The organism is Helicobacter hepaticus ATCC 51449, assembly GCF_000007905.1.
GTDB classification, from domain to species: domain Bacteria; phylum Campylobacterota; class Campylobacteria; order Campylobacterales; family Helicobacteraceae; genus Helicobacter_C; species Helicobacter_C hepaticus.
Window position 1 is genome coordinate 1 of the sequence record NC_004917.1, and the last position, 24,418, is coordinate 24,418.

At 35.1% G+C, this 24,418-nt stretch carries 23 protein-coding genes; 12 read left to right on the forward strand and 11 right to left on the reverse strand.

Annotated features, from left to right (window positions below; all coding sequences use genetic code 11):
* The first annotated feature begins 140 nt into the window (after positions 1-140).
* The 3 genes from HH_RS09065 to HH_RS00015 are packed head-to-tail and all read left to right on the forward strand — an operon-like array spanning position 141 to position 5,032.
* Complete coding sequence (locus HH_RS09065; protein ID WP_011114844.1) at positions 141-2,423, forward strand: autotransporter outer membrane beta-barrel domain-containing protein; 2,283 nt, start codon at positions 141-143, stop codon at positions 2,421-2,423.
* A 60-nt stretch (positions 2,424-2,483) separates the two neighbouring features.
* Positions 2,484-3,989 carry a bifunctional indole-3-glycerol phosphate synthase/phosphoribosylanthranilate isomerase gene (locus tag HH_RS00010; protein WP_011114845.1) on the forward strand — a complete coding sequence of 502 codons (1,506 nt, stop codon included), beginning with the start codon at positions 2,484-2,486 and terminating at the stop codon, positions 3,987-3,989.
* Complete coding sequence (locus HH_RS00015; RefSeq protein ID WP_011114846.1) at positions 3,986-5,032, forward strand: CapA family protein; 1,047 nt, start codon at positions 3,986-3,988, stop codon at positions 5,030-5,032. Before HH_RS00010 ends, HH_RS00015 begins: the two co-directional genes overlap by 4 nt.
* Before the next feature lie 20 nt (positions 5,033-5,052).
* On the opposite strand, the gene HH_RS00020 is transcribed toward HH_RS00015, so the two are convergent.
* The 7 genes from HH_RS00020 to rplU form a co-directional block, all read right to left on the reverse strand.
* Entirely contained in the window at positions 5,053-5,607 is a 555-nt protein-coding gene (locus HH_RS00020; RefSeq protein ID WP_011114847.1) for a hemerythrin family protein, read from the reverse strand.
* Between the two features lie 25 nt (positions 5,608-5,632).
* Positions 5,633-6,196 carry a hemerythrin family protein gene (locus HH_RS00025; protein ID WP_011114848.1) on the reverse strand — a complete coding sequence of 188 codons (564 nt, stop codon included), beginning with the start codon at positions 6,194-6,196 and terminating at the stop codon, positions 5,633-5,635.
* An 85-nt stretch (positions 6,197-6,281) separates the two neighbouring features.
* Positions 6,282-6,905: a ribonuclease HII gene (locus HH_RS00030; RefSeq protein WP_011114849.1), complete on the reverse strand. Its 624-nt coding sequence runs from the start codon at positions 6,903-6,905 to the stop codon at positions 6,282-6,284.
* A 167-nt stretch (positions 6,906-7,072) separates the two neighbouring features.
* Positions 7,073-7,681, reverse strand: coding sequence for an outer membrane beta-barrel protein (locus HH_RS00035; protein ID WP_011114850.1), 609 nt, complete (start codon positions 7,679-7,681; stop codon positions 7,073-7,075).
* A gap of 163 nt (positions 7,682-7,844) precedes the next feature.
* Positions 7,845-8,888 carry a GTPase ObgE gene (gene obgE, locus HH_RS00040; RefSeq protein ID WP_011114851.1) on the reverse strand — a complete coding sequence of 348 codons (1,044 nt, stop codon included), beginning with the start codon at positions 8,886-8,888 and terminating at the stop codon, positions 7,845-7,847.
* A 127-nt stretch (positions 8,889-9,015) separates the two neighbouring features.
* Positions 9,016-9,273, reverse strand: a complete 258-nt coding sequence (gene rpmA, locus HH_RS00045; protein WP_011114852.1) for a 50S ribosomal protein L27 — start codon at positions 9,271-9,273, stop codon at positions 9,016-9,018.
* Between the two features lie 16 nt (positions 9,274-9,289).
* A complete protein-coding gene (rplU, locus tag HH_RS00050; RefSeq protein WP_011114853.1) occupies positions 9,290-9,604 on the reverse strand; it encodes a 50S ribosomal protein L21 in 315 nt (104 codons plus the stop codon).
* Between the two features lie 153 nt (positions 9,605-9,757).
* Between rplU and HH_RS00055 the strand changes: the two genes are divergently transcribed.
* Complete coding sequence (locus HH_RS00055; protein ID WP_011114854.1) at positions 9,758-10,585, forward strand: M23 family metallopeptidase; 828 nt, start codon at positions 9,758-9,760, stop codon at positions 10,583-10,585.
* Here HH_RS00055 and HH_RS00060 read toward each other — a convergent pair.
* Positions 10,571-11,254 carry a Crp/Fnr family transcriptional regulator gene (locus tag HH_RS00060; protein WP_011114855.1) on the reverse strand — a complete coding sequence of 228 codons (684 nt, stop codon included), beginning with the start codon at positions 11,252-11,254 and terminating at the stop codon, positions 10,571-10,573. The two genes, HH_RS00055 and HH_RS00060, sit on opposite strands and share 15 nt — an antisense overlap.
* Positions 11,255-11,378: 124 nt before the next feature.
* On the opposite strand from HH_RS00060, the gene mnmG reads away from it, so the two are divergent.
* From mnmG to HH_RS00075, 3 genes are read left to right on the forward strand one after another with little or no spacing between them, the layout of a single operon-like run.
* Positions 11,379-13,283: a tRNA uridine-5-carboxymethylaminomethyl(34) synthesis enzyme MnmG gene (gene mnmG / locus HH_RS00065; protein ID WP_041308883.1), complete on the forward strand. Its 1,905-nt coding sequence runs from the start codon at positions 11,379-11,381 to the stop codon at positions 13,281-13,283.
* 24 nt (positions 13,284-13,307) lie between these two features.
* Complete coding sequence (locus HH_RS00070; protein WP_011114857.1) at positions 13,308-13,934, forward strand: UPF0323 family lipoprotein; 627 nt, start codon at positions 13,308-13,310, stop codon at positions 13,932-13,934.
* A gap of 1 nt (position 13,935) precedes the next feature.
* Positions 13,936-15,108, forward strand: a complete 1,173-nt coding sequence (locus HH_RS00075) for a glutathionylspermidine synthase family protein (RefSeq protein ID WP_011114858.1) — start codon at positions 13,936-13,938, stop codon at positions 15,106-15,108.
* On the opposite strand, the gene HH_RS09070 is transcribed toward HH_RS00075, so the two are convergent.
* The 3 genes from HH_RS09070 to HH_RS00090 are packed head-to-tail and all read right to left on the reverse strand — an operon-like array spanning position 15,102 to position 18,352.
* Entirely contained in the window at positions 15,102-16,670 is a 1,569-nt protein-coding gene (locus HH_RS09070; protein ID WP_011114859.1) for a BspA family leucine-rich repeat surface protein, read from the reverse strand. The genes HH_RS00075 and HH_RS09070 overlap by 7 nt on opposite strands.
* Positions 16,671-16,691: 21 nt before the next feature.
* The gene (locus HH_RS00085) at positions 16,692-18,134 is read right to left on the reverse strand and encodes an L-aspartate oxidase (RefSeq protein WP_011114860.1); all 1,443 of its coding nucleotides are present in this window, start codon (positions 18,132-18,134) and stop codon (positions 16,692-16,694) included.
* Positions 18,134-18,352: a hypothetical protein gene (locus HH_RS00090; protein ID WP_041309167.1), complete on the reverse strand. Its 219-nt coding sequence runs from the start codon at positions 18,350-18,352 to the stop codon at positions 18,134-18,136. Before HH_RS00090 ends, HH_RS00085 begins: the two co-directional genes overlap by 1 nt.
* On the opposite strand from HH_RS00090, the gene HH_RS00095 reads away from it, so the two are divergent.
* The 5 genes from HH_RS00095 to HH_RS00115 are packed head-to-tail and all read left to right on the forward strand — an operon-like array spanning position 18,344 to position 24,287.
* A complete protein-coding gene (locus HH_RS00095) occupies positions 18,344-18,802 on the forward strand; it encodes a hypothetical protein (protein ID WP_011114861.1) in 459 nt (152 codons plus the stop codon). The genes HH_RS00090 and HH_RS00095 overlap by 9 nt on opposite strands.
* On the forward strand, positions 18,792-20,657 hold the full coding sequence (uvrC, locus tag HH_RS00100; RefSeq protein WP_011114862.1) for an excinuclease ABC subunit UvrC: 1,866 nt from the start codon (positions 18,792-18,794) through the stop codon (positions 20,655-20,657). Before HH_RS00095 ends, uvrC begins: the two co-directional genes overlap by 11 nt.
* Positions 20,658-20,678: 21 nt before the next feature.
* Positions 20,679-22,151 (forward strand): hypothetical protein, encoded by a 1,473-nt coding sequence (locus tag HH_RS00105; RefSeq protein ID WP_041308887.1) that lies wholly within the window; start codon positions 20,679-20,681, stop codon positions 22,149-22,151.
* A complete protein-coding gene (locus tag HH_RS00110; protein ID WP_011114864.1) occupies positions 22,148-23,623 on the forward strand; it encodes a sensor histidine kinase in 1,476 nt (491 codons plus the stop codon). The genes HH_RS00105 and HH_RS00110 overlap by 4 nt, the downstream gene beginning before the upstream one ends.
* Positions 23,613-24,287, forward strand: coding sequence for a response regulator (locus tag HH_RS00115; RefSeq protein WP_011114865.1), 675 nt, complete (start codon positions 23,613-23,615; stop codon positions 24,285-24,287). Before HH_RS00110 ends, HH_RS00115 begins: the two co-directional genes overlap by 11 nt.
* The last annotated feature ends 131 nt before the right edge of the window (positions 24,288-24,418 follow it).

A 24,418-nucleotide genomic window follows, 5' to 3' on the forward strand; every position in this document is an offset into this window, starting at 1 on the left:
CATTAAACCAAGTATAAAATCTATAAATTATCTTTATTTATCTACATAACATAGTTAAAAAATTAAGTTTACTTGCATTATACTTTTAAGTTAAATATAAATCGTTCAATTAAATATAAATAAGTGACGGAAGGGGGATTATGCAAAACACAAACATAGTGCAATATAAAACTTTTTTCATTGTGTTTTTACTTTCTATGGCTTTTTTCTCGCTCAAAGCACAAAACTATACTAGAAATCTTCCAAGCTCCATTATCTTGCAAAATGGAGAGAGTAGAAGCGATATTCTTACTTCAGTATGTGGGAATCAATATTGCGCATTTGGCTTAATGAGCAATAATGCTGGAAGCTATGACTTCAGCTATTCTACCCATAATGGTTCTTCGAAGCTTTCTCTCGTTGCAAATACTCCTACAAATCCTTATAACCATAGGCATTCTGTATTTTATATGAGACATCTTAATGTAGGAGAAAATTCAACATTAAGTATAAATGATTTTCATACATTTGCCCTCTCTGGTGGGCTTACACTTAATAATAATGCTGCTCTTGAGATTATTTTGCAAAAAGGAGAAAAAATACCTGCGAGTGAATTTGCCCCTTCATCAAAAGTGCATTTTTCACGCAATGCAAATTTTTATCTTGGCAATGGCTCAACACTTAATATAAGCAATACTGATTTTGTCATAATAAGCTCTAAAGGCATTATAAATAATAATGCACAAATGATTTTAGATTCTAGCACAATAAGATTCCAAAATACTCTCCACAATAAGGGCACAATAGAACTTACAGGAGATGTATATAACATAGGACAAAGCCAAACAATCACAAATCTTGGCACTTCGCATTTTATTAATTATGGCAATGTCAAAGTGAATGGGAATTTTTATAATGGTGGCACTCCGCGTGCTGATTCAGTGCAAGGAAGCTGGTGGCAAAATGATGCACCAAGCCCGGGTGGAGGGAATCTTATAAACTATGGTGGAACAATTCATATTACGGGTAACCTTATTAATGCGCAAGGCGTTGAACTTGGAAAAACACAAAATTCAAGTGTGCAAATTTATGGTGGCACAATCAAAGTTGATGGAGGAATGAACAACGGAGCTAATAATACACTTATTTTAGGTTGGTATAATGGGAAAATGGGGCAGATTGATGGAAATGTAACCAATCGTGGTATAGCTAAAGTTGATATTACAGGAGCAACGCTTAATACAGATCATAGAATCGCTGGTGGTTGGCATACTGGCAGGCTTAATGCAAATCGAGATGTCTTACTAAATGGGAGCAAAAGTGAATTTTTAAACGCGAGAATTAGTCATTACCAAAATAGCACAACAATCACACTTAATAAAAACACTCAAGCCATTAACGCTTTTATGAACACTCTTCCTATACAATCAAAAACTATTCTTACCGCGCTTGAAAATAGTCTTTACAATCCTAATACAATAGGACAACAAAGTATTTATGCTTATGGCAATAAAAATTACCTTACAAAACTAGGAAATAATATTAATGAAAGCGCAGAATCTATGCTCCTTTATGCCTCTCCTTTAAATATATGGGCTATAGTTCAAAATAGTATTATGCCGCTTAAAGCTCAAGTAACGCCCCCTCCGCGCAAATCTGTTTTAAACATAGCTCCTTTAAGCTCTATTGCTTCACGTGGCTCACTTAAATCCCCTCTTAATGGTGTAAATATTAGTGCCCAAATTCCTTATAAGACACATTTTCTTAGCGCTTTTGCTGCTTATGGAAATACAAACGCTACCCATACACTTACCCACTTGCAAACTCATTTTGACACAAACTCTTTTCTTGTAGGTTTATATGATAGAATCTCCCTACCATATATAGAAGTTTCACTCCTTGCATACTATGGTGCTAGTTTTAACAAAGCTAAACGACATCTTTTATTAAACAACAGTGCTTTTCAAACACGCTATTCTTATCACGAGCTTGGTTTATCAGCCCAAATCGCTCATCTATTGCGCTTTGAAAAACTATGGATAAAGCCATTTATAGGGATTAACTATGCTTTTGGCTTACAAAGTGCCTTCAAAGAAAATCTTGTTTCAGATACCACCTCCGCTATGCTTACAGCTCCTATGTGGCTTTCTCATTTGCCACAACTCTCACTTGGCACACAAGGGCAATACTACTTAAAAAAGCAACACTTTCTCTTTGGAGGAGCGCAGATTCAATATGCACTCACAAATTCCTCTTTTTCCGCTCATTTTGGCTCTTCAGTTCTTAACTTTAACCCTCAAAATTCACTTGGGCTTACACTTCATTTTGGTGGCTCTATGCCTATAGCTAAAGAATTCTCTCTTAGTGCTTATACATTTTATTCACGCTCACACTTGGCATTTCAAAGTTATTCAGGCACAATCAATCTCTCATATTATTTCTAGGTGATTACCTCAAATATGTTACAATCGCTTCTTTCACAATACAGCAAAGGATAATAATATATGGTAGAAGTTTTAGCCAAAATCACAACTCAACGCTCACAAGATATTACCCTTAAAGGCTTTGATTTTGGCTATGAGATTCCAAAGCAAAGAATCCACCCTTTAATCAAACCTCATTTAGATTCTGTCTTTTTTATTGCCGAAATAAAACGCTCTTCACCATCAGCTGGAACTATTAAGGAGATACCCTCTGTTACAAAACTTGCTGGGGATTATCTTAATGGCGGTGTTGGAGCAATTTCGGTGCTTTGTGAGGAACACTATTTTGGAGGAAGCTTACTTGATTTAATGTCCGTAAAATCTGCTTATCCTAATGCCTGTATCCTGCGCAAAGACTTTATTCAATATCCTCAAGAGGTTGATGTTAGTTATCGTGCTGGAGCAGATATGGTGCTGCTAATTGTAGCGATGTTTATCAATGAAGATGGGGGATTTTCTCATTTTAAAATGATTTATGAGGAATGTTTAAAAGTTGGAATTACACCACTTATTGAAGTGCATACTCAAGCTGAAATTGACTTTATTGCACCACTTCAAGCACCACTTATAGGCATTAATTCGCGCAGTCTTCACACCTTTGAGATTAATATTCCTGCAGCCTGTGCGCTTAAAAATGCACTTTCTCATAGTAAAATCATCTTTGAATCCGGTATAGATTCTCCTTACTCTGCTTTTATAATAGGCTCTTTAGACTTTGATGGACTACTTTGCGGAAGTTATCTTGTCTCACATAAAAATCCAACTACTGCTTTGCAATCTCTCAAACACGCTTTCACACTTGGCAAAACACAAAAACCTCGCTTTTATCGCCAAATATTTGAATCCCTAAGTGCGCACTCCCCACAATCTAAACCTCTACTTAAAATATGTGGCATTACAAATCTTGATGATGCACTTATGGTAGGGCAAGAAAAAATAGATATGCTCGGTTTTATTCTTGTTAAACACAGCCCACGATACATAGAATCTAAGCAGATTAAAGACATTGCTAAAGCCTTGCAAAAACTCTATCCACATATTTTACGCATAGCCGTAATAAATGATGATAAACAAGCACTCAATGAGGCAAAATCTCTTTATCAGCAAGGCTACATTGATGCAATTCAACTTCACGCATTGAATCCCCTCACACCTGATATATTTGCTAAGAGCGACCTTAAAGAGGCACTTTTTTGTTTTTATCCTGTGCAAAATATTGCTCACATAGAGGATTTTACACCATATTATGAGGGTATATTTTGTCTTGTAGATTCCAAAAGTGCGCAAGGGGGTGGTTCTGGGCAAAGTATCAATAAAGATGTTTTGCGCTCGTTACAGGAGAGATACTTGTGTATCGCAGGAGGAATCAATCCACACAATATTGCAGATTTTTTAGCTCTTAAGCCCACTTTGCTTGATATTAATTCTGGTATAGAAAAAGAAGTAGGAAAAAAAGATATTCACAAACTCCGTGCTTTACTTGACAATCTAAAAAATGCAATAAAATCCACAAAGGAGCAAAAATGAAAAAAATACTTGTAACCTTAATTTTTAGCCTATGGAGCATTTGTGTTTTTGCAACTGCTAAAGAGCTTAATCTCATTATGGCGGGCGATGCCCTGCTTCATTCCACTGTATATAAAGATGCCAAACAAGAAGATGGAAGTTATGATTTTAGTTCTATGCTCACCGCATTAAAGCCTGTGGTAGAAAAATATGATTTGGCATTTTATAATCAAGAGACGATTCTAGGGGGTGTAAAGCTTGGTTTAAGCACTTACCCAAACTTTAACTCACCTCAAGAATTTGGCGATAATATGCTTTCTCTAGGTTTTAATCTCATCTCTCTTGCTAATAACCATACACTTGATAGGGGAGAAAGGGCTGTGCGTTCTTCTTTAGCTTATTGGGAGGAAAAACCTGTCCTTACTGCTGGAAGTTATAACTCATTTTTAGAACGCAATACACCAAAGATTGAGCAAAAAAATGGTATTAAATATGCACTTTTGGCTTATACTTATGGCACGAATGGCATTCCTCTACCAAAGGGCAAGGAATATCTAGTAAATGTATATACAAAGGCTATGCTTGAAAAAGATATAAAAGCTATTCGCTCGCAAGTAGATTTTCTTATGGTATCAATGCACTGGGGTATTGAATACGATTTTACTCCCTCTAAAGAACAACGTGATTTGGCAAAGTTTCTAGCAGATTTGGGTGTGGATTTGATAATCGGCACACACCCACACGTAGTGCAGCCTGCAGAATGGATAGGTAATACTTTAGTATATTATTCACTTGGCAACCTTATCTCTGGGCAAAGAGGTACAAATAAACGTATTGGTATGCTAGGAAGCGTGCATATCACAAAGATTCAAGATGGTAAAGTTAAACTTTCAAATCCACGTGCAGAGCTTATCTACACTTACTATAATCCACATTTTAAAGATTTTAAACTAATGTGGTTTGACGAACTCAACAACACAATTTTACCTAATTATAAAGAAATCTATAAACAATATACCCATATTATCACGCAAGGCAAACAAGATATTCAACTTGGTTTATAAATAAAGCACATTTATAAAATCTAACGTTGCTCTTTAAACTGAATAGGTTGATGACATTCTTGACAATTAGTAGGGTGAGAGGAATTTTTGATAAAAAGGTGCATAGATTCTGTGAGTTTATGCTCTTTACCTGGACACGCACAAGTGTAATAATAATATTTCACCTCACAAGTTGCATTTTGTTGTTCTTCACGATATTTTTCATAGCACATATCTTCTTGTAAAATATGCGTTAAAAGCCAATCTTTTGCGATTGTAGCAATCATTTCTTTAAGTACATCCACTGAATGCACATTTTTTACCATACCCGCCATATCATTGACAATTTGACGATGTATTTTTTTATGTTCTTCTAATTGAGGGAAACCGATTGCCTTCATATATTCCTCTTCATCTTTAAAATGCGTTTTCATATAATCAAAAAACTCAATAAGAATATTTTTCACATCACTTGCTAAACTTTTATTATTATTCGCAATATTATACGCTCTATGAGCAAGAGCAAAAAGCTTCTGGTGCTGTTCATCAATAATCTGATGATGAACGCTAAAATCATCACTCCATTCTGGCAACATAAATCCCCCCTCTTTTTAATTTACTCTACTCCAATATATGTTGAAATGCAATCGTGCAATGACACTCTTTACAATGGATACCTGATTTGCTGTTTTTGACAAAAGTATGGATTGCTTCTGTGAGTTTATGCTCTTTACCTGGACACGCACAAGTGTAAATATAGAATCTTTGAGGTTGAGTAGCTGGGCTATTTCTTTGTGCCTTTCTACGATATTTTTCAATCCGCATATCTTCTTGTAAAATATGCGTTAAAAGCCAATCTTTTGCGATTGTAGCAATCATTTCTTTAAGTACATCCACTGAATGCACATTTTTTACCATACCCGCCATATCATTGACAATTTGACGATGTATTTTTTTATGTTCTTCTAATTGAGGGAAACCGATTGCCTTCATATATTCCTCTTCATCTTTAAAATGCGTTTTCATATAATCAAAAAACTCAATAAGAATATTTTTTATATCATTTACTGCAACGTGACCATTAGCAGCTTTATACGCTCTATGAGCAAGAGCAAAAAGCTTCTGGTGCTGTTCATCAATAATCTGATGATGAACGCTAAAATCATCACTCCAACGTGGTAACATTATACTTCCTACTAAAATATTATTTTGAATTATAAAATTTGTATTCTATCTCTTTTAAGTTTAATTAATATTAAAACTCCTGTGCTCAAGGCGAAATTTTAAAACTTTTGCGATGATGTGGGCAATATCCATACCTCATAATCTGTTTTTTATGTTCTAAGGTTGCATATCCTTTATTTTTAGCAAGAAGATATTGAGGATAAAGATTATCAAGCATATACATTTGGCTATCTTTGCTTACTTTCGCTACAACAGATGCACACGAGATAATAGGCATCAACTCATCACCTTTAATCAAAGTCTTTAAATGCACATCTTTATGTGCTAAAAACGTAGGAATATGCGCCCCAAAAGTCGTATTGCCATCTATTACGATATCCAATGGCTGATTTTGCACTAATATATTCTGCTCTAACATATATGAGCCAAGATAAGATAGAACTTCCTCTATACCGCTTCTCATAGCCCAGCTTAAACCATATTTATCAATATCCCACGCTTGTATTTGTGCCACATAAAATCCTATTTCCCCTCTCTTTTGAGAATCTAAAAGTGCATTATAAACACGCACACGCTGTTTTGGTAACATTTTTTTACTATCTTTTGCCCCAAATTGTGCGATTACTTGCTCATTAGCAATGATTCCAGCGATAAATAACCCCCCGCAAATGCAACCTCGCCCTGCTTCATCAATCCCTGCTACCCACATTTTGTCTCCATATTTTATTTTTTATCATTCCTAAGAATTATATTGTAAAGATATGACTTTAAGTTTAGGCTTAAAAATATGAGAATAAGGTTTTTATGAGATGAGTGGAGCTTTTAAGTTAGCCCTTAAGCGATTTTCACTTAAGGGTTGGAGGTTTTATTTATATCCTAAAAACTAAAGATATATCTCACACCAGCATTATAAGTATGTGAGGCTGTTACTTTTGGATTACCTGCCGCATCTGCTTTTTGCAATGTCGTAGCGATAAAAGGCACACGAGCAGCAATTTCAATGCCGTGTGCTTTAGCAATCTCTGTGCGCAAACCAACATTAAGCGCAAGATTTAAACCTGTTTTATCCATTTTATCATCTTTAAAAGTTTTGCCACCCCAAGAGTTAGCACCAAGTCCAAGTCCCAAAAATGCACCAAAGCTTGTATCTCCAGAAATAAAGTTATAGAGCGCATCAACATTCACTCCATAATCCATTACATTACCTGTTATTTTATCACCACCACTTGCTTTTTTACTTGCATCTGCATAGGCAAAGTTTGCATAATAGCGCAAACCAAAATCTTGTGTAAAGAATTGTTTATAACCAGCAATCACTTCATAGCTTATACCACTTAAGTTTTGCTTTTCGCTACCAGCTTTTATTTGAGAGCCACCATAGCCTACACCTACACCCACAAAAACACCACTTTCTTCAGCTACAAGTGCAGAACTTGATAACGCTAAAGCCACTACTGAACTTACAAATAATTTTGTAGTTTTCATTAGAAACCACCTTTCATCGAATTAAATTTGCATTGATAATGCGAATTCAATTTTAGCCCCCCCCCCGATTTTGCTTAAAAGCAAAAGAGTTGGTAAAAATAAAATATACTTATGTAGAATAATGTAACATTATGATATAAAAATATGAGATTAAAGATGAAGTTTATTGTAATATTGATTGAGGATTAATGCGAAGAGAATTTAGAATCTCAAAAACTAATTCCTTTAGTCCGCTCTTTTGAATGCTTGAAATAGGCAAAATAAAACTTTGCGGATTACCTTTTTGAGCTAAAAACTGCTCAAGTTCTTGTGTTTGCTTGTCAAATTTGTCTGCAAACTCTTCTCCCAAATGCTGCATATCACTTTTTGAAAGCACGATTCCAAAAGCTCTTTGCGATAAAATTGGAGAAAATTTTTCTAACTCTAAGGAGAGAATCTCCCATTGCTCCTTTAAACTCTGCTCACGCATAATATCTAGCACAAAAAGTAAGAATCCTGTGCGCTCAATATGTTTTAAAAACGCTATGCCTAAGCCCTTTCCTCCACTTGCTCCCTCAATAATTCCGGGAATATCCGCCATTACAAAAGAAGAAAACTCATCTGCATCAACCACGCCAAGATGAGGGATAAGCGTAGTAAATTCATAGTTTGCGACCTCTGGTTTTGCATTTGAGAGGGTTGAAATAAGTGTAGATTTTCCTACATTTGGGAATCCTACTAGCCCCACGTCAGCAATAAGCTTCAATTCTAAGAGGATATGCTTCTCCTCTCCGCTTAAGCCACTTTGAGCATAAGTAGGAGCTTGGTTGGCTGCATTTTTAAAATGTGTATTTCCTAAGCCACCCTTACCACCCTTAAGCAAACACACACGCATAGGACAAGTGTCCATATCCACAATAAGTTCTTTAGTGTCAAAATCAAGAATCTGTGTGCCAAGCGGCACTTTAATCACAACATCATTACCTCTTTTTCCACTACAACGTCTTGAGCCACCGGGTTGTCCATTTTTTGCTTTATAATGCCGTGCGCCACGAAATTTAGAAAGCGTGTCAGTATTGTTATCTACCTCCACATATACATCACCGCCATCGCCACCATCACCGCCATCAGGACCTCCGTGTATAACAAATTTTTCCCTTCGAAAACTTACAGCGCCAGCTCCACCTTTACCAGAAGCGATAAAAATATCTACGCTATCAACAAACATTTCAAAATCCTTGTATTTAGTTTTCAGTGAGCAGTTTTGAATACTACTATGTCATTATTTATTGGAAGCTAGATTGAGATTCTACAAATTTTGTAGATTTATAGAATCTTCATTGATATTGAATATCTTAAGAAGCAGGAATTACAGAAACTTTTTTGCGATTTTTATCTTTTTGTTGGAATTTTACAACACCATCAATGAGTGCATAAATTGTATGGTCTTTACCCAAGCCCACATTATCGCCCGGATGCACTTTTGTGCCCCTTTGTCGAACAATAATATTTCCTGCACGCACAAATTGCGAACCAAATCTCTTTACACCTAAACGGCGTCCAGCAGAATCACGATTATTTTGAGTGCTACCCTGACCTTTTTTATGTGCCATATTTACTCCTTAAAGATTATTTTGCCACAATTTTGAGGATTCTCACACGAGTAAAATCGCGTCTAAAACCCCTTTTTGTTTTACTATCTTTTCTTCTACGTTTTTTGAATGTAACGACTTTTTTGCCTCTGCCTTCATTAATGACTTCTGCCTCAATCTTTGCACCCTTTACAAAAGGTGTGCCAACATCGGTTTTGTCTCCATCAACAATAGCTAAAACTTCGTTCAATTCAACCTTTGACTTTGGCTCAAGGCTCATCTTATCAAGAAGAATAATGCTTCCTTCAACAACCTTGTATTGTTTGCCTCCATTCTTAAATATTGCATACATTAGTGTATCCTTGCGAATTGAAGTATTCTTTTTGCATCAAACAAAAAGCTGGATTTTATCCTAAAATTGTTTAATCTAAGCTTTGAATTGCTATAATTTCAAAATCTACTTCGTTTCCTAAATGGAGGGGGAAAACAATCTTAGGAGTCATCTATGTTTTTTATGAGAATCTTTACGCCTATATTTATTTTGTTATGCTGCTGTTTTAATGCGCTCTACGCTCTTGAACCAAATACTGCCTATAATGGCACAACCTTTATTTATCATACCGATAAGCCTTTGTCTTTGAGTTATAATAAAAAAATGCTACATTTTATGTCCCACCCCACCCAAAAAGATGTATTTATTGCCTTTATTCCTATTGGATATTATGATAAAAACGTAAAAACTCTTAAAAATGGGAGTAAAACCGCACTTGAAATTACTATTTTACAAAAAACTTACAAAAAAGAACAAATTGTTGTCTCACAAGATAAGATTACTTATCCTGATAATATCGCAAAAAGGATTGAAAAAGAAAGAAACGATATGCTCAAAGTATATCGCACAATTACAAAGGGACGATTATGGGACAAGCCATTTATAAAGCCACTAGATTCGGTTATCACAAGCCCTTATGGCACTGCACGCGTTTTTAATGGCACACTTAAAAGCTATCACGGAGGCACAGATTTTCGCGCAACCATAGGCACAAGCGTGAAAGCTAGTAACGATGGTAAAGTTGCCCTTGTCCAAGAGCGCTATCTTTCTGGAAAAACAATCGTTATTGACCACGGAGAAGGACTTTATAGTGTATATTTTCATTTGAATGATTTTGAAGTGAAACAAGGAGATACTATCAAAAGGGGACAAATAATAGCCAAAAGTGGGGATACGGGACGAGTGAGCGGTGCACACCTCCATTTTGGAATCATAATAAATGGCACAAATGTAGATGCAATGGACTTTATAGAACAAGTCAATACATTATTTGATACGTGAAGTTTTAACCTCTCCATAAAGTTTTATAAAGGCATCCGTATCTTTAATATAAACTTCGCTCCGCTCATTTTTAGCAATCAAGCCTTGTTGAAACATTTTTTGTAAAATCCTGCTTAAAGTCTCAAGCTTGATATTTAATTCACGCGCTATAATTTGCCGCTGCACTTGATTGAAACGTTCAATTTGCGTATAAAGCATATAAGCTACACGTGAGGTGCTATCATAAGTTTCTTTAAAAGTAATAAAGTTTTTAAATACAATCATTTTATCCATAAATTCTGACAAAAATGCATTGCTTATTTCAATATTAGATGTAACAAGTTGAGCAAGCTTTGCCAAATCAAGTAATACAATTTCACTTGGCTCTACTCCACGCACATTCGCTGTGGCTTCATAAGGTTCAAAAGAGCCAAAAGCGTTAATAAGTCTTGCTCCTTTGCGTTTATTATCTACATAGCATAAAAACATTTCATTATCATTTTTATCCATTTTATAAAGCTCTACACAACCACGTGCAATTAAACTTGCTGATTGTAATAATTCCCCTTCATAATGCAAAATTGCGTTTCTCTCAATATATTGCAATTTTGTAATGTTCTCGAGCTCATTGAGACTTTCTTCACTTAAATTTGAAAAAACTCCGATAGAACGTAATGCCTTCTTTTTCATTTTCTATCCTTAAAAAATATTATAATTTAGTTATTATATCTAAAAATCCACTTTATATAAGCGTGAGGGTAGCAAAAATAATCAAATAAGAGTAAAATGCCATAAAATTTTTGAAGGATAATTTATGCAATATGATATTTTGGTTATTGGAGGTGGACACGCAGGAGTTGAAGCAAGCATTGTAAGTGCAAAAATGGGTGCAAAAACACATCTTATCACACTTCTAATTCAAAATATTGCCTTAGCGAGTTGTAATCCAGCCGTAGGGGGACTAGGAAAAGGACATCTTGTTAAGGAAATTGACGCACTTGGTGGCGTTATGGGTGTAATCACAGATAAATGCGGCATACAATTTAGAATCTTAAATGCCTCTAAGGGACCAGCTGTGCGTGGCACAAGAGCACAAATAGATATGGATAGATATAGTATTTTTGCAAAAGAAATAGCTCTTAATACTCCTAATCTAACAATCTCTCAAGAAAGCGTAGAATCTTTAATTTATGAGCAAGATTCTAAAGGACGCTATATTGTAAAAGGCGTAACAACTAACATTGGAAAAACTTATTTTGCAAAAAAAGTTATCCTTACCACAGGCACTTTTTTACGAGGGCTTGTGCATATCGGAGAAACAAAATTACAAAATGGACGTTTTGGTGAAATGAGTCCACAGAATCTTAGCAATTCACTCCAAGATATGGGCTTAACTCTTGGGCGATTAAAAACAGGGACTTGCGCAAGAATTGATGGACGAAGCATTGATTTTTCCGCTCTTGAAATACATAATGGAGATGAGAAACCACCTCATTTTAGCTATAAAACGATAAATTTTTCACCCACACAACTTCCTTGTTTTGTAACTTATACCAATGAAAACACTCATAAAATTATCCGCGATAACTTTCATCGCGCACCACTTTTTACAGGGCAAATTGAGGGTGTAGGACCCCGTTATTGTCCAAGTATTGAAGATAAAGTCAATCGCTTTGCCGATAAAAGTCGTCATCAACTCTTTTTAGAGCCGCAAACACAAGAGGCTGTGGAATACTATATCAATGGACTTTCTACTTCACTACCTATTGATGTGCAAGAAGCGGTGATTCATAGCATTAAAGGACTAGAAAATGCACATATAACGCGCTATGGTTATGCTATTGAATATGATTATGTTGAACCTACTGAGCTTTATCATACACTTGAGACAAAAAAATGCGCAAATCTCTTCCTCGCAGGACAAATTAATGGCACTACGGGCTATGAAGAAGCTGCTGCACAAGGCATTATGGCAGGGATTAATGCTACACTTTCTTTGCAAAATAAATCTTTTACTCTTGCGCGAAATGAGGCTTATATTGGCGTAATGATTGATGATTTAGTAACAAAAGGCACAAAAGAACCCTATCGTGTTTTTACTTCACGTGCCGAATATCGTCTTTTGCTGCGAGAGGATAATGCGTATTTGCGTCTTGGAACTTATGCATATAAATTTGGCTTAATAGATAAGGTGCGTTATACACAAATAATGGCAGATAAAACTCATATTGAGCACACAATAAATTATTTACAAAATCATCATATCACACCCTCATCAAGCAATCTCACTATGCTTGCCTCATTAGGGCTTCCACCCATTAGCGATAAAGCACTCCTTATTCATATTGTTGGTCGTGAAGAATTGGATTGTGCTCTTCTCCGCACTCTTTTGACGCATTTAGGAATAACAGATGTAGAATCTATGAGTGATTTAGCTATTGAACAGATTTTTATAGAATCTAAATATTTTGACTATATTCAAAAACAAAAGCAGCAAATAGGACAAATGAGACAAATGCTACAAGTGGAAATTCCACGAGATTTTATCTTTGATAATATCCCCGGACTAAGCCTTGAAGTGATTGAAAAACTTAAAAAATTCACCCCTAAAAGCTTATTTGAGGCAAATGAAATTAGCGGAATCACGCCTGCAAGCATTGATGTCCTGCATTTATACATCCATTTGCACCATAAAAAAAAGTCTCAAATTTTGGTATAATATTACATTTTATAAGGAGTATCAATGAAACATATTCATAAAATTAAAAATTACGCTATGGTTGGAGGATTAGGAGTTATGGCTGTTTTCGCACTCAATGCGTGCGAGCAAAATTCAGGGCAAAATAATGCTCTTAATAACACCTTACAAAATAGTCAAAAAAATGGCGCATTTGTTATCGTTGAAGAACAAAATGATGGAAGTTATAAGGTGCTTGAAGAGTATCCAAGTGAACAAACACGTGTAATGCTTAAAGATAAAAATGGACAAGAACGACTCCTCTCACAAGAAGAAATTGATGAACTTATCAAACAAGAAGAAGTTGCTATTGATTCAGGACAAAGTCAGCTTACAAATCCAAATGGCGGTGGCTTAGGACTAGGCGGAGCAATACTTGCAAGTGCTGCAGGAGCGATTCTTGGTAGCTATATCGGTAATAAACTCTTTAATAATCCTAATTATCAAGCAAATTCCCAACGCAATTACAAATCGCCTCAAGCTTATGAGCGAAGTAAAAATAGTTTTAATAGTGCTAAAACAGGTGCAAGTGGTGCAAGCAAAACAAGTAGTGGCAAAAGTGGATTCTTTGGAGGGGGCAATAGCTCTCAATCAACAAGCACAAACAGAAATACAGGCAGTATGGGGAGCTAATATGACAATTACTAATATTTCACTTCCTGATAAAAATGTTTTAGAATCTATGGGGCTTACTTGGCATACAGATATGGACAATACCTCATATCTTAGTGATGAGCTTATACACATAAGCGGAGCAGAGGCAGAGGCTTACTATGAGGCAGGAAATGAGCTTTATGATATGTTTATAGAAGCTGGAGGGTATGTGATAAAAAACGACTTATTCTTTGAGCTAGACATTCCACCAAGTCTTATTGGTGCGATAAAACAAAGCTGGGAAGAAGATATACATTGGCATTTATATGGGCGGTTTGATTTGGCTGGTGGGCTTGATGGCACACCGATTAAACTTTTAGAATTTAATGCAGATACGCCGACTATGCTCTATGAAAGCGCACTTTTGCAATGGGCATTACTTAAGCATAATGGGCTTGATGAGGAGGCACAATTTAATAATATCCATAATGCTTTGAGTGAAAACTTTAAACGATTAATCACCCTTGAAGATGATACTTCTCGTTTTGAGGAGCTATATGAGGGTTGGAAAATTCTATTTTCTTGTATTTCAGATTCTTATGAAGATATTACAACTACGCGCTTTTTAGAGTATATCGCTAAAGAATCTGGCTTTATATGCGATTTTGCACCTATTGATGTTATCAATTTCTCTGCCACAGAGGGTGTAAGCCATAATGGCATAAATTATGAATTTCTTTTCAAACTCATTCCGTGGGAAAATATCGCTATTGATGAGCCTGAACTCGCACTTTTAATGAGTGAAATGATGCAAAATCATAATACAATTTTTCTTAATCCCGCCTACACATTGCTTTTTCAAAGTAAAAGAATGCTGAAGATTCTATGGGATTTATTTCCTAATCACCCTTTGCTACTTCCTGCTGATTTCTCACCTCTTCAAAATACCAAACAAGTATGCAAAAGGGCATTTGGGCGCGAGGGAGCAAATGTGGAGATTCTCAATACACAAGGGCAAAGTATAGAATCTAAAAGTGGCATTTATGGTAATCACAAGCCTGTGTATCAAGCCTTTTATGAGCTAAATACTCACAATGGTGCATTTTATCAACCAAATGTCTTTTTTGCTTATGAATCTTGTGGCTTAGGATTCCGTAAAGGTGGGCTTATCATTGATAATTACTCAAAATTTGTAAGCCATTGTATTCAGTAATTACTTATTTGGCTTTTGTGGATATAGCCTAGTATAGCTTTTTTTGCGTCATTTACATTTGGCGGAAAATAAAGCACTTTTATCCATTGTGTTTTATTTATATCATTACCACCTATAAGGCTTATTAAAAGAATCTTGTCTTCATCTTTGGTAAAGACTTTAGATATTACCTTGCCATTTGGACTTTGGCGGATATTGACATACTCATCTTGTGTATGTAAAGCCAAATGAGTATATCCGCTTCCACTATAATCCCTTCTATTATAAAACTTGAGTTTTGGTTGAGAGATAAATGTAATATTTTTGACGTTCAGTATTTGGTCACCATAATCATTCAAGCCATAGGCTATTTGTGCATTTGTAGTATCGCCATTAAAATTTTTTAGCATATTGCTTCGCTTATTTGCTACTTCAAGCCAAACTTCAATCTCATATTGAGCAAGCCCTTTTTGAATCTCATTTGGCAAAGCAAGTTGAAACAAACTCTTATCAAGGACATTGATGGGTTGTTCTCCTAGATATGTATTGAGCAAAAAAGGTTGAGAACTCTCATATCTTACTCCATCGTAGCCAGCCATCCATTTAAAGACAAGTGTGCCTTGTAGTTTGAGTGGCTTTTTTAAACTTAGCATTATAAAGTTTTCACCATCACTGCGCACTGCACAAAAATCATTTATGCCTTCATCTCTAAAATCACATACCTCTGGTATTTCAAAATATGTATTAATAAAATTTACATTGTTTTCACTAAAATATCTTGTTATAAAATAATCTCTATAAAGTTTAAATCCTTGCTCGTATAAAGCAAAATCAGGGACTTTTTGAAATTGATTTATCTTTTGGATAATCCTAAAATCTGACACAAGCAATAAATCTTGCGTTGCGGATTGTTTATTTGTTTTAAGATATTTTGCAAGGATTGATTGTTGCACTTCATTTAAGGATTTTTTTGCCTCTAATTTTGGTAGTAAAAAATCTCTTATAAAAATGCGTATAATTCTCTCATCATTAGAATTTCTTATATACCATTGGGGAAGTTTTAGAATCTCTTGCAGACTAAGCTTCTTATCCTTACTCCAATACCCATTAATTTTAGGGATAAGTTTTGAATTTCTAAACATACCCTCAACATTGCAATCCTCACTTACAGCCCAAGCATTGAGATTTTGATGAAAAGAATGCGTGCTTTTAAACATTCCTCTCATATCTTTTACTTTAGCTACATTCCAAGAGCTTATATCTTGATTAAAGTATTCTTGATTAACAAACATCTCAACCATACTTGTAACATTACTTGTATCCCAAGTTTCTATACCTTTAAAAAATTCATTTCCCCTAATAATATCTACATCAAATAATCCACTCATATCCGTGATTTTACTTGTATCAATTCTATCAAGTGGTGTGCCTTGTCTGATAAGAGAGATAAGCTCCTTTTTGTTTTGAGGAATAATTTTTCTTTCACTCTCTTTGGCAGTTTTTAACTCTGTAAGCAAAACTTGCTTTGAATAAGAGCTAAGTCCTACTAACAAACATATCGCCATAAAAACAAACTTCATCATTCTTTTTCCCTCCTTGAAATATTAATCCACTCTAAAATGAGCTCCTATACTTTGTTTGCGCTTTAAAGCGGATTGAACAATCTTTTTTGCTACAAGCAGTCTTAAGCGTAACATACGCCCGATATGAGATTCTAACATCACTTCAATCCCTCCAAGTGCAGAATCTAATCCACTTTGAGAGCGAATAATCCCCACCTTATCCCACATAATCTCACGCAAAACATTTTTAAGCTTACTATCACCCTCTTTTTCTAGCACCTCATCGCATACAGGAAAATGTCGAATAGGTGTTTGCGTCCGATTCTCTACAATATGTTGGGCTACATTTTTACCAAAGATAAGCCCCTCAAGGAGCGAGTTTGAAGCAAGGCGATTTGCCCCGTGAACTCCATTACACGCGCATTCTCCAATCGCATAGAGATTACTCATGCCCTGCACGAGAGAATCTGCATTTGTCAAAATACCGCCCATTGAATAATGAAATGCTGGTGAAATGGGTATTTTATCTGTAGGGATATTAAGTTTGCAAGTGTGCAAATCGCGGAATATGTTAGGAAAACGCGCTCTAAACCCATCATAAGTAAATGCACTTAAATCCAAAAAAGCCTCTTGCTGATATTTAAGACAATAATCCATAATCCCTCGTGCCACAATATCACGCGGAGCAAGCTCCCCTCGCTCATCGTAATCAAACAAAAATCTCCTGCCCTCTCTATCAACAATCACTCCACCCTCGCCGCGCACTGCTTCAGAGATAAGATATTTTCGTGCTTGAGGATTATTGATATAAGTCGTAGGGTGAAATTGTAACATTTCCATATCTTGCAAGGCGAGATTATGTTCTAAAATAATGCCGTGTATGTCGCTACTGATTGTATAGGCATTTGTGTGGTACTTAAATAATCCCCCAACACCCCCACTTGCAATAACTATATGATGTGCATAGAGATTATGTAATCCGGATTTTGTCTGCACACATACGCCATAGCATTTATCCTCTTCAATGAGCAAATCTACTACTTCAGCATTTTTCCACAATGTCGCACGAAGTTTATCAATAAGATGCGTATGAAGACTACGCCCTGTGGCATCTCCTCCTGAATGGACGATTCTCGCGTGAGAATGCCCTCCCTCTTTAGCATAAAGCAGCGCACCCCTTTCATCTCTATCAAATGCTAAACCACTTGCAATAAGCTCACTAAGAATCTCATTGCTACCTTTTACAAGCCTATTGACACATTCTAGGGTATTTAAACGTGCGCCTGCAAGAAGCGTATCTTGTATATGCAAAGGGACATCACTTTCATCTTTTGCTATGCTTATACCGCCTTGTGCATAGAATGTATTGCATTCCCAAGGTTGAGCCTTACATAAAATTAATACTTTTAAATCAGGAGGCAAATGTCTCGCACAATACAATCCTGCCACTCCTGCGCCAATGATAATCACATCATATTGTCCCATTACCAGTCCCGTTCTTCACTTGGTGAGGGTGTAGAATCTATACCATAAAAAAGCACTTTTTTGTTATGAGTTTGGGGATTTTCAGATTCTACTTCTTGCTTTGTTGGTTCTTTATAAAACGGGTTTGCTTTGTATCCACAACCTACAAAAAAAATAAATACCAAATATGCTAAAATCATCAAATGAAAACAATAGATAATACGAAAAATATGTGCCATATACGCTCCTATCTTAAGCGAGACTTTCCTCATCTAGCACCTAGACTAGACAAACAAAGTGAGATTGCACGCTTTAAAAATACCTTTCTTACGCCTTTAGAAAGGGAGCAGATTCTATTTATCTTCCCTAAAAATAATCAATTACTTTTTGCCTTTAAACACAAAGCTTTATGCGTAGAGTTTAATCATTATAAGCATAAATATATAATAAAGACTTTAAAACAGCATAAAGAACTTTTCCCAACACTTAGCTCTATTGAAAAAGTATATGCATATGCCCCTAACCATATCCTTGCTCCACCACCCTTGCACCCCTCAAGTGTCCAAACTTTTTATGAGCATTCTAACGGAGATTTTGAAAATCTTGCAACAAATACCGCAATTTATGAAAAAATTGAATCCTTGCGTTTAGGTATTAAGCGCCAATGGGACGCACAAAATGAGCAATAAAGAATCTACAAGTTATAATCTCCTTGTGCATTTAGCAGATTTACCAACACAATCTGGCATTTATCAATTTTTTGATAATGAAGATACTTTACTCTATGTAGGCAAAGCAAAGAATCTAAAAAACCGCATTAAAAGCTACTTGAGTATTGAAAACAAACATATTGTGCCAAAAAATAATCTTAGTCCAAGAATCGCTCTTATGGTATCTCAAATCACTCGTATCCATACACTTTTAACAAATAATGAACAAGATGCGCTTATCCTTGAAAATTCTCTTATCAAAAGCCTCAAACCAAAATATAATATCCTTTTGCGCGATGATAAAACTTATCCTTATATTTACATTGATAAATCCCTTCCCTATCCTCGCTTTGAGCTCACTCGCCAAGTGCTCAAATCAAATCAGATTCAATATTTTGGACCTTTTGTAAGCGGAGCAAGGGAATTACTTGATAGCCTCTATGATAATCTACCACTTGTGCAGAAAAAATCCTGTGTCAAAGGCAAAAAAGCGTGTATTTTTCATCAGATTCACAAATGTCCTGCACCTTGTGAGAATAAAGTTTCCATACAGACTTATGCCCAAACTATTGCACAAGGTATTGCACTTATTGAAGACAAAAAAGCCTTATTAAAAATACTAGAATCTAAAATGCATACCCTCTCTCATAATCTGCAATTTGAAGAAGCTGCTATAATGCGTGATAGAATCCAAAAAATTACACAAATGAAAAACCAATCTATTATTGATATGATGAGCGGAGATTATGATGTATTTGTATTACAAGAACAAGATTGTGGCAAAAACTCGCAAGATTCTCACAAAAAATCTCATACTGCGTTGCATACGCATATTTTAATGATGCTTTTTATCCGCAATGGACGCATTATTTCAAGTGATTTTATCCTTTTACACGATGATATACAATCCCATAATCTTCCACAACTCTACACCCAAGCTTTACTTAACCATTATAAAACTCAAATACCACTCTTACCTCAAGAGATTCTCATTCCTCCATTTGACTTTCCTGACTTACTGCATTTACAACAACTCTTAAGAGAGCAAACGCGCAGTTCTCTCAAAATCGTCCAACCACAAAGAGGTGCAAAAAAAGACTTGCTACAACTCGCACATAAAAATGCTCTTGAAATAAGACGATTACATACACAGCAAAACAATACATTCTCTACACTTGTAAGCATTAAAGAGTTGTGTGTATTAAGCCAAATACCTTATTCTATTGAGGTTTTTGATACCTCTCATCATAGCGGAACACACAATGTGGGCGGTATGATTGTGTATGAAAATGATGATTTTATTCGTTCTAAATATCGGCGATATGAGCTTCACACAAGTGATGAATACAGCCAAATGCACGAAATGCTTTTACGCCGAGCTCAAAGTTTTGATTCTAATCCACCACCTGCCTTATGGCTACTTGATGGAGGCAGGGCACAAATTAATCTAGCTCTTGATATTTTAAAAAGCGTAGGGGCAAATGTTGAAGTCCTAGCAATTGCTAAAATGAAACATAATGCCAAAGCTTATCGTGCAAAAGGTAATGCTTTTGATATTTTGCGAAGCAAAAATGCAGAGTTTAAACTAAAACCAAACGATAAAAGACTACAATTCCTCCAAAAACTCCGTGATGAAGTGCATCGTTATGCTATCACTTATCACCGCTATAAAAAACAAAAAGATATACAAAAGGCACAAATGATGGGAAAAAATTATACTCAAGCACAAATTAAAAAACTTTTAGATTACTTTGGTAGCTTTGAATCTCTTAAAACTGCTTCACAAGAGCAAATTAATAGCGTGCTTTCGCGCAGAAATCGTTCAGATACTTAAAAAGAGTGAAGAGAGTGAAGTATGAATAATACTAATCCCTTAAATGCAGTATATGATGAGGCTCTCTATATTTTACAAGAGAGCTTTGATACTCATACGTGCATTGCAGATGCCAAAACACAAAGCCAAAAACATCTTTTTACACTAATACAGGAAAATCCAATGCTAGAAAACGAGATTCGTATGGCAATTTTGCATTTTTATAATCAATGTGGTTTGGGGGCTTTTGTGCATTATGATAAAAATCAACTTCAGGTTATAACACACATCAAAAATCACACCCATAATCTTTATGTGCAGCGCATTTGCGATTTTTTAAAAAAACATAAATTCACGCTTTATAAACAAGAACCTTCCAAAGAAGATTTTGAGGAACTTTTTCATTTTGTAGATACAACACTTGATTTAAATACCCAAAGCACCAAACGCGAAATGATAAAAATTGCTTTGCGCAATGTATTTGGCATACAAGCGCGCGATGCTTTATTTTTTAAAGACGGCAATATTAAGCTTTTTAAATTTGATTATGAAATAGTAAAAATCAATAATGAAATCCGCCAAATTAATCGGAACTCCCATATAAATGTCCTAAGTAATGAAGATAGAATGGTGCTTGATAATGCGCTCTCTATGACAAATGTCCAATCTCTTATTATCCAAAATACGCTTCTAATACTGCAAAAAGATATTGACTTAAAACAGATTGACAATCTAGGCTTTAACAAAAGATTTAAGTTTTTTGCTATTCAAAAATTGCGTGTATATATTGAAAGTTTGCAATTACATCATATAGATTCTTTAGCAAAGAGTATTTATTGTATGGATATAGCCCAACAATATGCGTGGGTTATGTTTGAAATTGTAGCAAAAGAACTCCTAGAGCTATGTGCGAAAGATAATGTGAATGCCATTGCATTTATTGAATTTTATAATGGAGGCTCTATTGAATTAAGGGGCAAGATTTTCAAAAAGCCTCTTATTACTGATAATAATGGTAATCCTTGGACTATACCGCTTATTAAGGAATGCTTAAAAAATAAAAAAGCCATAGAGTTTGATATATCTCAAATGCAAAAACGTTTAGATGATTTTGAAGAGAAAATCCATAGTATCAACAACCAAATACAACAAAATGATACTGAAGAAAAAGATACCCTTACAAAAGAATCTTCCTATCAAGAACTTTTAGAATCTAAAAACAAAGAATTGCGTATGCTTGTAGATAAAAAAGCTTCAAAAGTATATATAGAAGCTATTACAAATGAAATTAACACGCTTATACTTAATAAATCTAATATGCTTACATACATAGAAAATACACAAAAAAATCTCGCTGCTTTAGGCAAAGAACAAATAAAACTTCTTGAAATGCAAGAGAGACTAAGAGAGCAAATTAGCTATGCGCTTAAAAAGAATAGAGAATATTTTGTTCAATATGATTTACTCTCACGTGCCCTTGCTGATGCCATAGCAAATGCAAAAGAGCTTATATGAAAAATACCATTACCCACCTTATTGATAAAATTTCCTTCCAAGCACAAACAACCATTTTAGTATGGATTATTGTCATCGGATTTACACTTATAGCAAGTGTGGGCTTACTTGCTCTTATGGGGATAAAGAGTGAATTTGACATTAACTCATCACAAAGTCATAATATGTATACACTCACCTTATTAAATAAAGCATATGATATACACAAAAACGACCAGATACTCCTGCAACTCCTTGAAATATGGGAACAATATAAAACTTATAATCTCCCAAAAGATCAAAATTCTACTATTAGTCATTTGCGCGAGTGGTATGCTAAGACTTTTAAAATGCACTATTATCAACAGATTCAAAGATTACTTTCTAAAGAAAATGCTCTTATAGAATCTATTGATAAAGCTTTTATTAATGATGGAGAGGATATTTCCTCGCTACTTGAAGAACAATTTCTCATTTCTTTTGATATTGCTTTTTATGGCAAAAAAATCACGGATTCTCTTTATAAAAATACCTTTATTGTCCTCGCAATCTTTATGCTTATTATCATCGCAACAATCATTATTCTTGCCTTTTCTATCAGACAATCTATCAATACCAATCATTTACTTTTAGAGCAACTCGTGCAATCAAAAACCAAAGAACTCCAATCTCTTAATGTCAATCTGCAAAAATCAATAGAATATGAAGTTGAGCAAAATCGTAAAAAAGACTTGATTATGTATCAACAAGCTAGGCTTGCTTCTATGGGAGAAATGATACAAAATATTGCCCATCAATGGCGCCAACCACTTAATTCTCTTATGATACTTATCCAAAGCTTTAAAAGTAGAGCAATGCAAAAAAAACTTGATAATGAATTTATAAACCAACAAACACAATATGGTATGAAAATTGCCACAGAAATGTCAAATACGATTGAAAATTTTCGTAATTTCTTTCACCCAGAAACAAATAAAGAATTTTTTGAGCTCTCACAAAGCATTCGGAATTCTATTGAGCTGCTTAAAGCTCAATTTCAAGAGAATCTTATTCGTATTGAAGTAGATGTAAGCCCACAAGCACAAGATTTAAATATGCTTGGTTACCAAAATTCCTTTACTCAAGTGATTTTAATTCTCATCAATAACGCCATTGACGCACTCAAGCTCAAAAGTCAAAATGATAAATCGTTTGAGAATCCACTCATAGAAATTTCATTAGATAAGCTAGGATATAATATTATTCTTTGTGTGAAAGATAATGCGGGAGGCATTGATTTGGAAGATAAATCAAAAGTTTTTGAACCATATTTCACCACTAAACATAAATCGGTTGGAACAGGCGTGGGACTTTATATGGCAAAACAAATCATTGAACGCCAACTCAATGGCACAATAAGCGTATCTAATACACAATGGGGTAAGCAGAACCAATATTTTGGAGCAGAATTTACCATTCACATACCAATACAAAAGGATAATTATGAATCTTGATGCACTAAGCAAACTCACTATTTTGTATGCCGAGGATGATACCGACACAGCCAATCTTACGAATATGGTGCTTGGAGATTATGTAGGACGCCTACTTATTGCCAAAAATGGACAAGAAGCGCTCAATCTCTTCAAACTCCATAAGATTGATTTAGTTTTAACAGATATACTTATGCCAAAAATGAATGGTATTGAGCTCATTAACGCTATTCGTAACTCATACACGCACCCAGATGTGCCCGTAGTGATTACTACTGCACATACAGAGACAAAATACCTTCTTGATGCTATTCGCTTACGCGTAGATGGCTACATTTTAAAACCTATTAATGTTGAAGAGCTACTCCACGCACTCAATAAGGCAATCTTACCTTTCTTACAGGCTGATGAGCTTGCCTCAAAAAATCTTCTTATTAACGCCATTTCTACCTTTGTAGGTGGCAAAAAAATTGCCATCATTCAATTTCTCTTAGCAAACTGCGATGAGGACAATATATTTTATGGCTCTTATGAAGATATTATTGCGCATTTACACGTGAGTAAGCCAACGATTGTAAAAACTTTTAAACAACTTATCGATACAGGAATTCTTATTAAAATTAAGAATAAAGTTTATAAAATTCACCCTGATTTAGACCAAAATATTAAAAATAGTATTATCTAAAATACATACTCACTCTTGACTTCAAAGGAAGTTTTGATTAGAATCTGCATTTCAATCTTTTTGAAGACTCCTTTGGAGTAGGCTTTAGAATCAAATGTAGCTATTGTAGATTCTAAAGACTTCTTGAACTT

Coding starts and splice junctions, on each gene's coding strand:
- HH_RS00030 (WP_011114849.1), bottom strand. CDS start 6,905: ATGTGGGTAGCAGGGATTGATGAAGCAGGGCGAGGTTGCATTTGCGGG.
- rplU (WP_011114853.1), bottom strand. CDS start 9,604: ATGTATGCAATATTTAAGAATGGAGGCAAACAATACAAGGTTGTTGAA.
- HH_RS00115 (WP_011114865.1), top strand. CDS start 23,613: ATGAATCTTGATGCACTAAGCAAACTCACTATTTTGTATGCCGAGGAT.
- HH_RS00010 (WP_011114845.1), top strand. CDS start 2,484: ATGGTAGAAGTTTTAGCCAAAATCACAACTCAACGCTCACAAGATATT.
- obgE (WP_011114851.1), bottom strand. CDS start 8,888: ATGTTTGTTGATAGCGTAGATATTTTTATCGCTTCTGGTAAAGGTGGA.
- HH_RS09070 (WP_011114859.1), bottom strand. CDS start 16,670: ATGATGAAGTTTGTTTTTATGGCGATATGTTTGTTAGTAGGACTTAGC.
- mnmG (WP_041308883.1), top strand. CDS start 11,379: ATGCAATATGATATTTTGGTTATTGGAGGTGGACACGCAGGAGTTGAA.
- rpmA (WP_011114852.1), bottom strand. CDS start 9,273: ATGGCACATAAAAAAGGTCAGGGTAGCACTCAAAATAATCGTGATTCT.
- HH_RS00075 (WP_011114858.1), top strand. CDS start 13,936: ATGACAATTACTAATATTTCACTTCCTGATAAAAATGTTTTAGAATCT.
- HH_RS00095 (WP_011114861.1), top strand. CDS start 18,344: ATGTGCCATATACGCTCCTATCTTAAGCGAGACTTTCCTCATCTAGCA.
- HH_RS00085 (WP_011114860.1), bottom strand. CDS start 18,134: ATGGGACAATATGATGTGATTATCATTGGCGCAGGAGTGGCAGGATTG.
- HH_RS00105 (WP_041308887.1), top strand. CDS start 20,679: ATGAATAATACTAATCCCTTAAATGCAGTATATGATGAGGCTCTCTAT.
- uvrC (WP_011114862.1), top strand. CDS start 18,792: ATGAGCAATAAAGAATCTACAAGTTATAATCTCCTTGTGCATTTAGCA.
- HH_RS00060 (WP_011114855.1), bottom strand. CDS start 11,254: ATGAAAAAGAAGGCATTACGTTCTATCGGAGTTTTTTCAAATTTAAGT.
- HH_RS09065 (WP_011114844.1), top strand. CDS start 141: ATGCAAAACACAAACATAGTGCAATATAAAACTTTTTTCATTGTGTTT.
- HH_RS00070 (WP_011114857.1), top strand. CDS start 13,308: ATGAAACATATTCATAAAATTAAAAATTACGCTATGGTTGGAGGATTA.
- HH_RS00020 (WP_011114847.1), bottom strand. CDS start 5,607: ATGTTGCCAGAATGGAGTGATGATTTTAGCGTTCATCATCAGATTATT.
- HH_RS00015 (WP_011114846.1), top strand. CDS start 3,986: ATGAAAAAAATACTTGTAACCTTAATTTTTAGCCTATGGAGCATTTGT.
- HH_RS00025 (WP_011114848.1), bottom strand. CDS start 6,196: ATGTTACCACGTTGGAGTGATGATTTTAGCGTTCATCATCAGATTATT.
- HH_RS00110 (WP_011114864.1), top strand. CDS start 22,148: ATGAAAAATACCATTACCCACCTTATTGATAAAATTTCCTTCCAAGCA.
- HH_RS00090 (WP_041309167.1), bottom strand. CDS start 18,352: ATGGCACATATTTTTCGTATTATCTATTGTTTTCATTTGATGATTTTA.
- HH_RS00035 (WP_011114850.1), bottom strand. CDS start 7,681: ATGAAAACTACAAAATTATTTGTAAGTTCAGTAGTGGCTTTAGCGTTA.
- HH_RS00055 (WP_011114854.1), top strand. CDS start 9,758: ATGTTTTTTATGAGAATCTTTACGCCTATATTTATTTTGTTATGCTGC.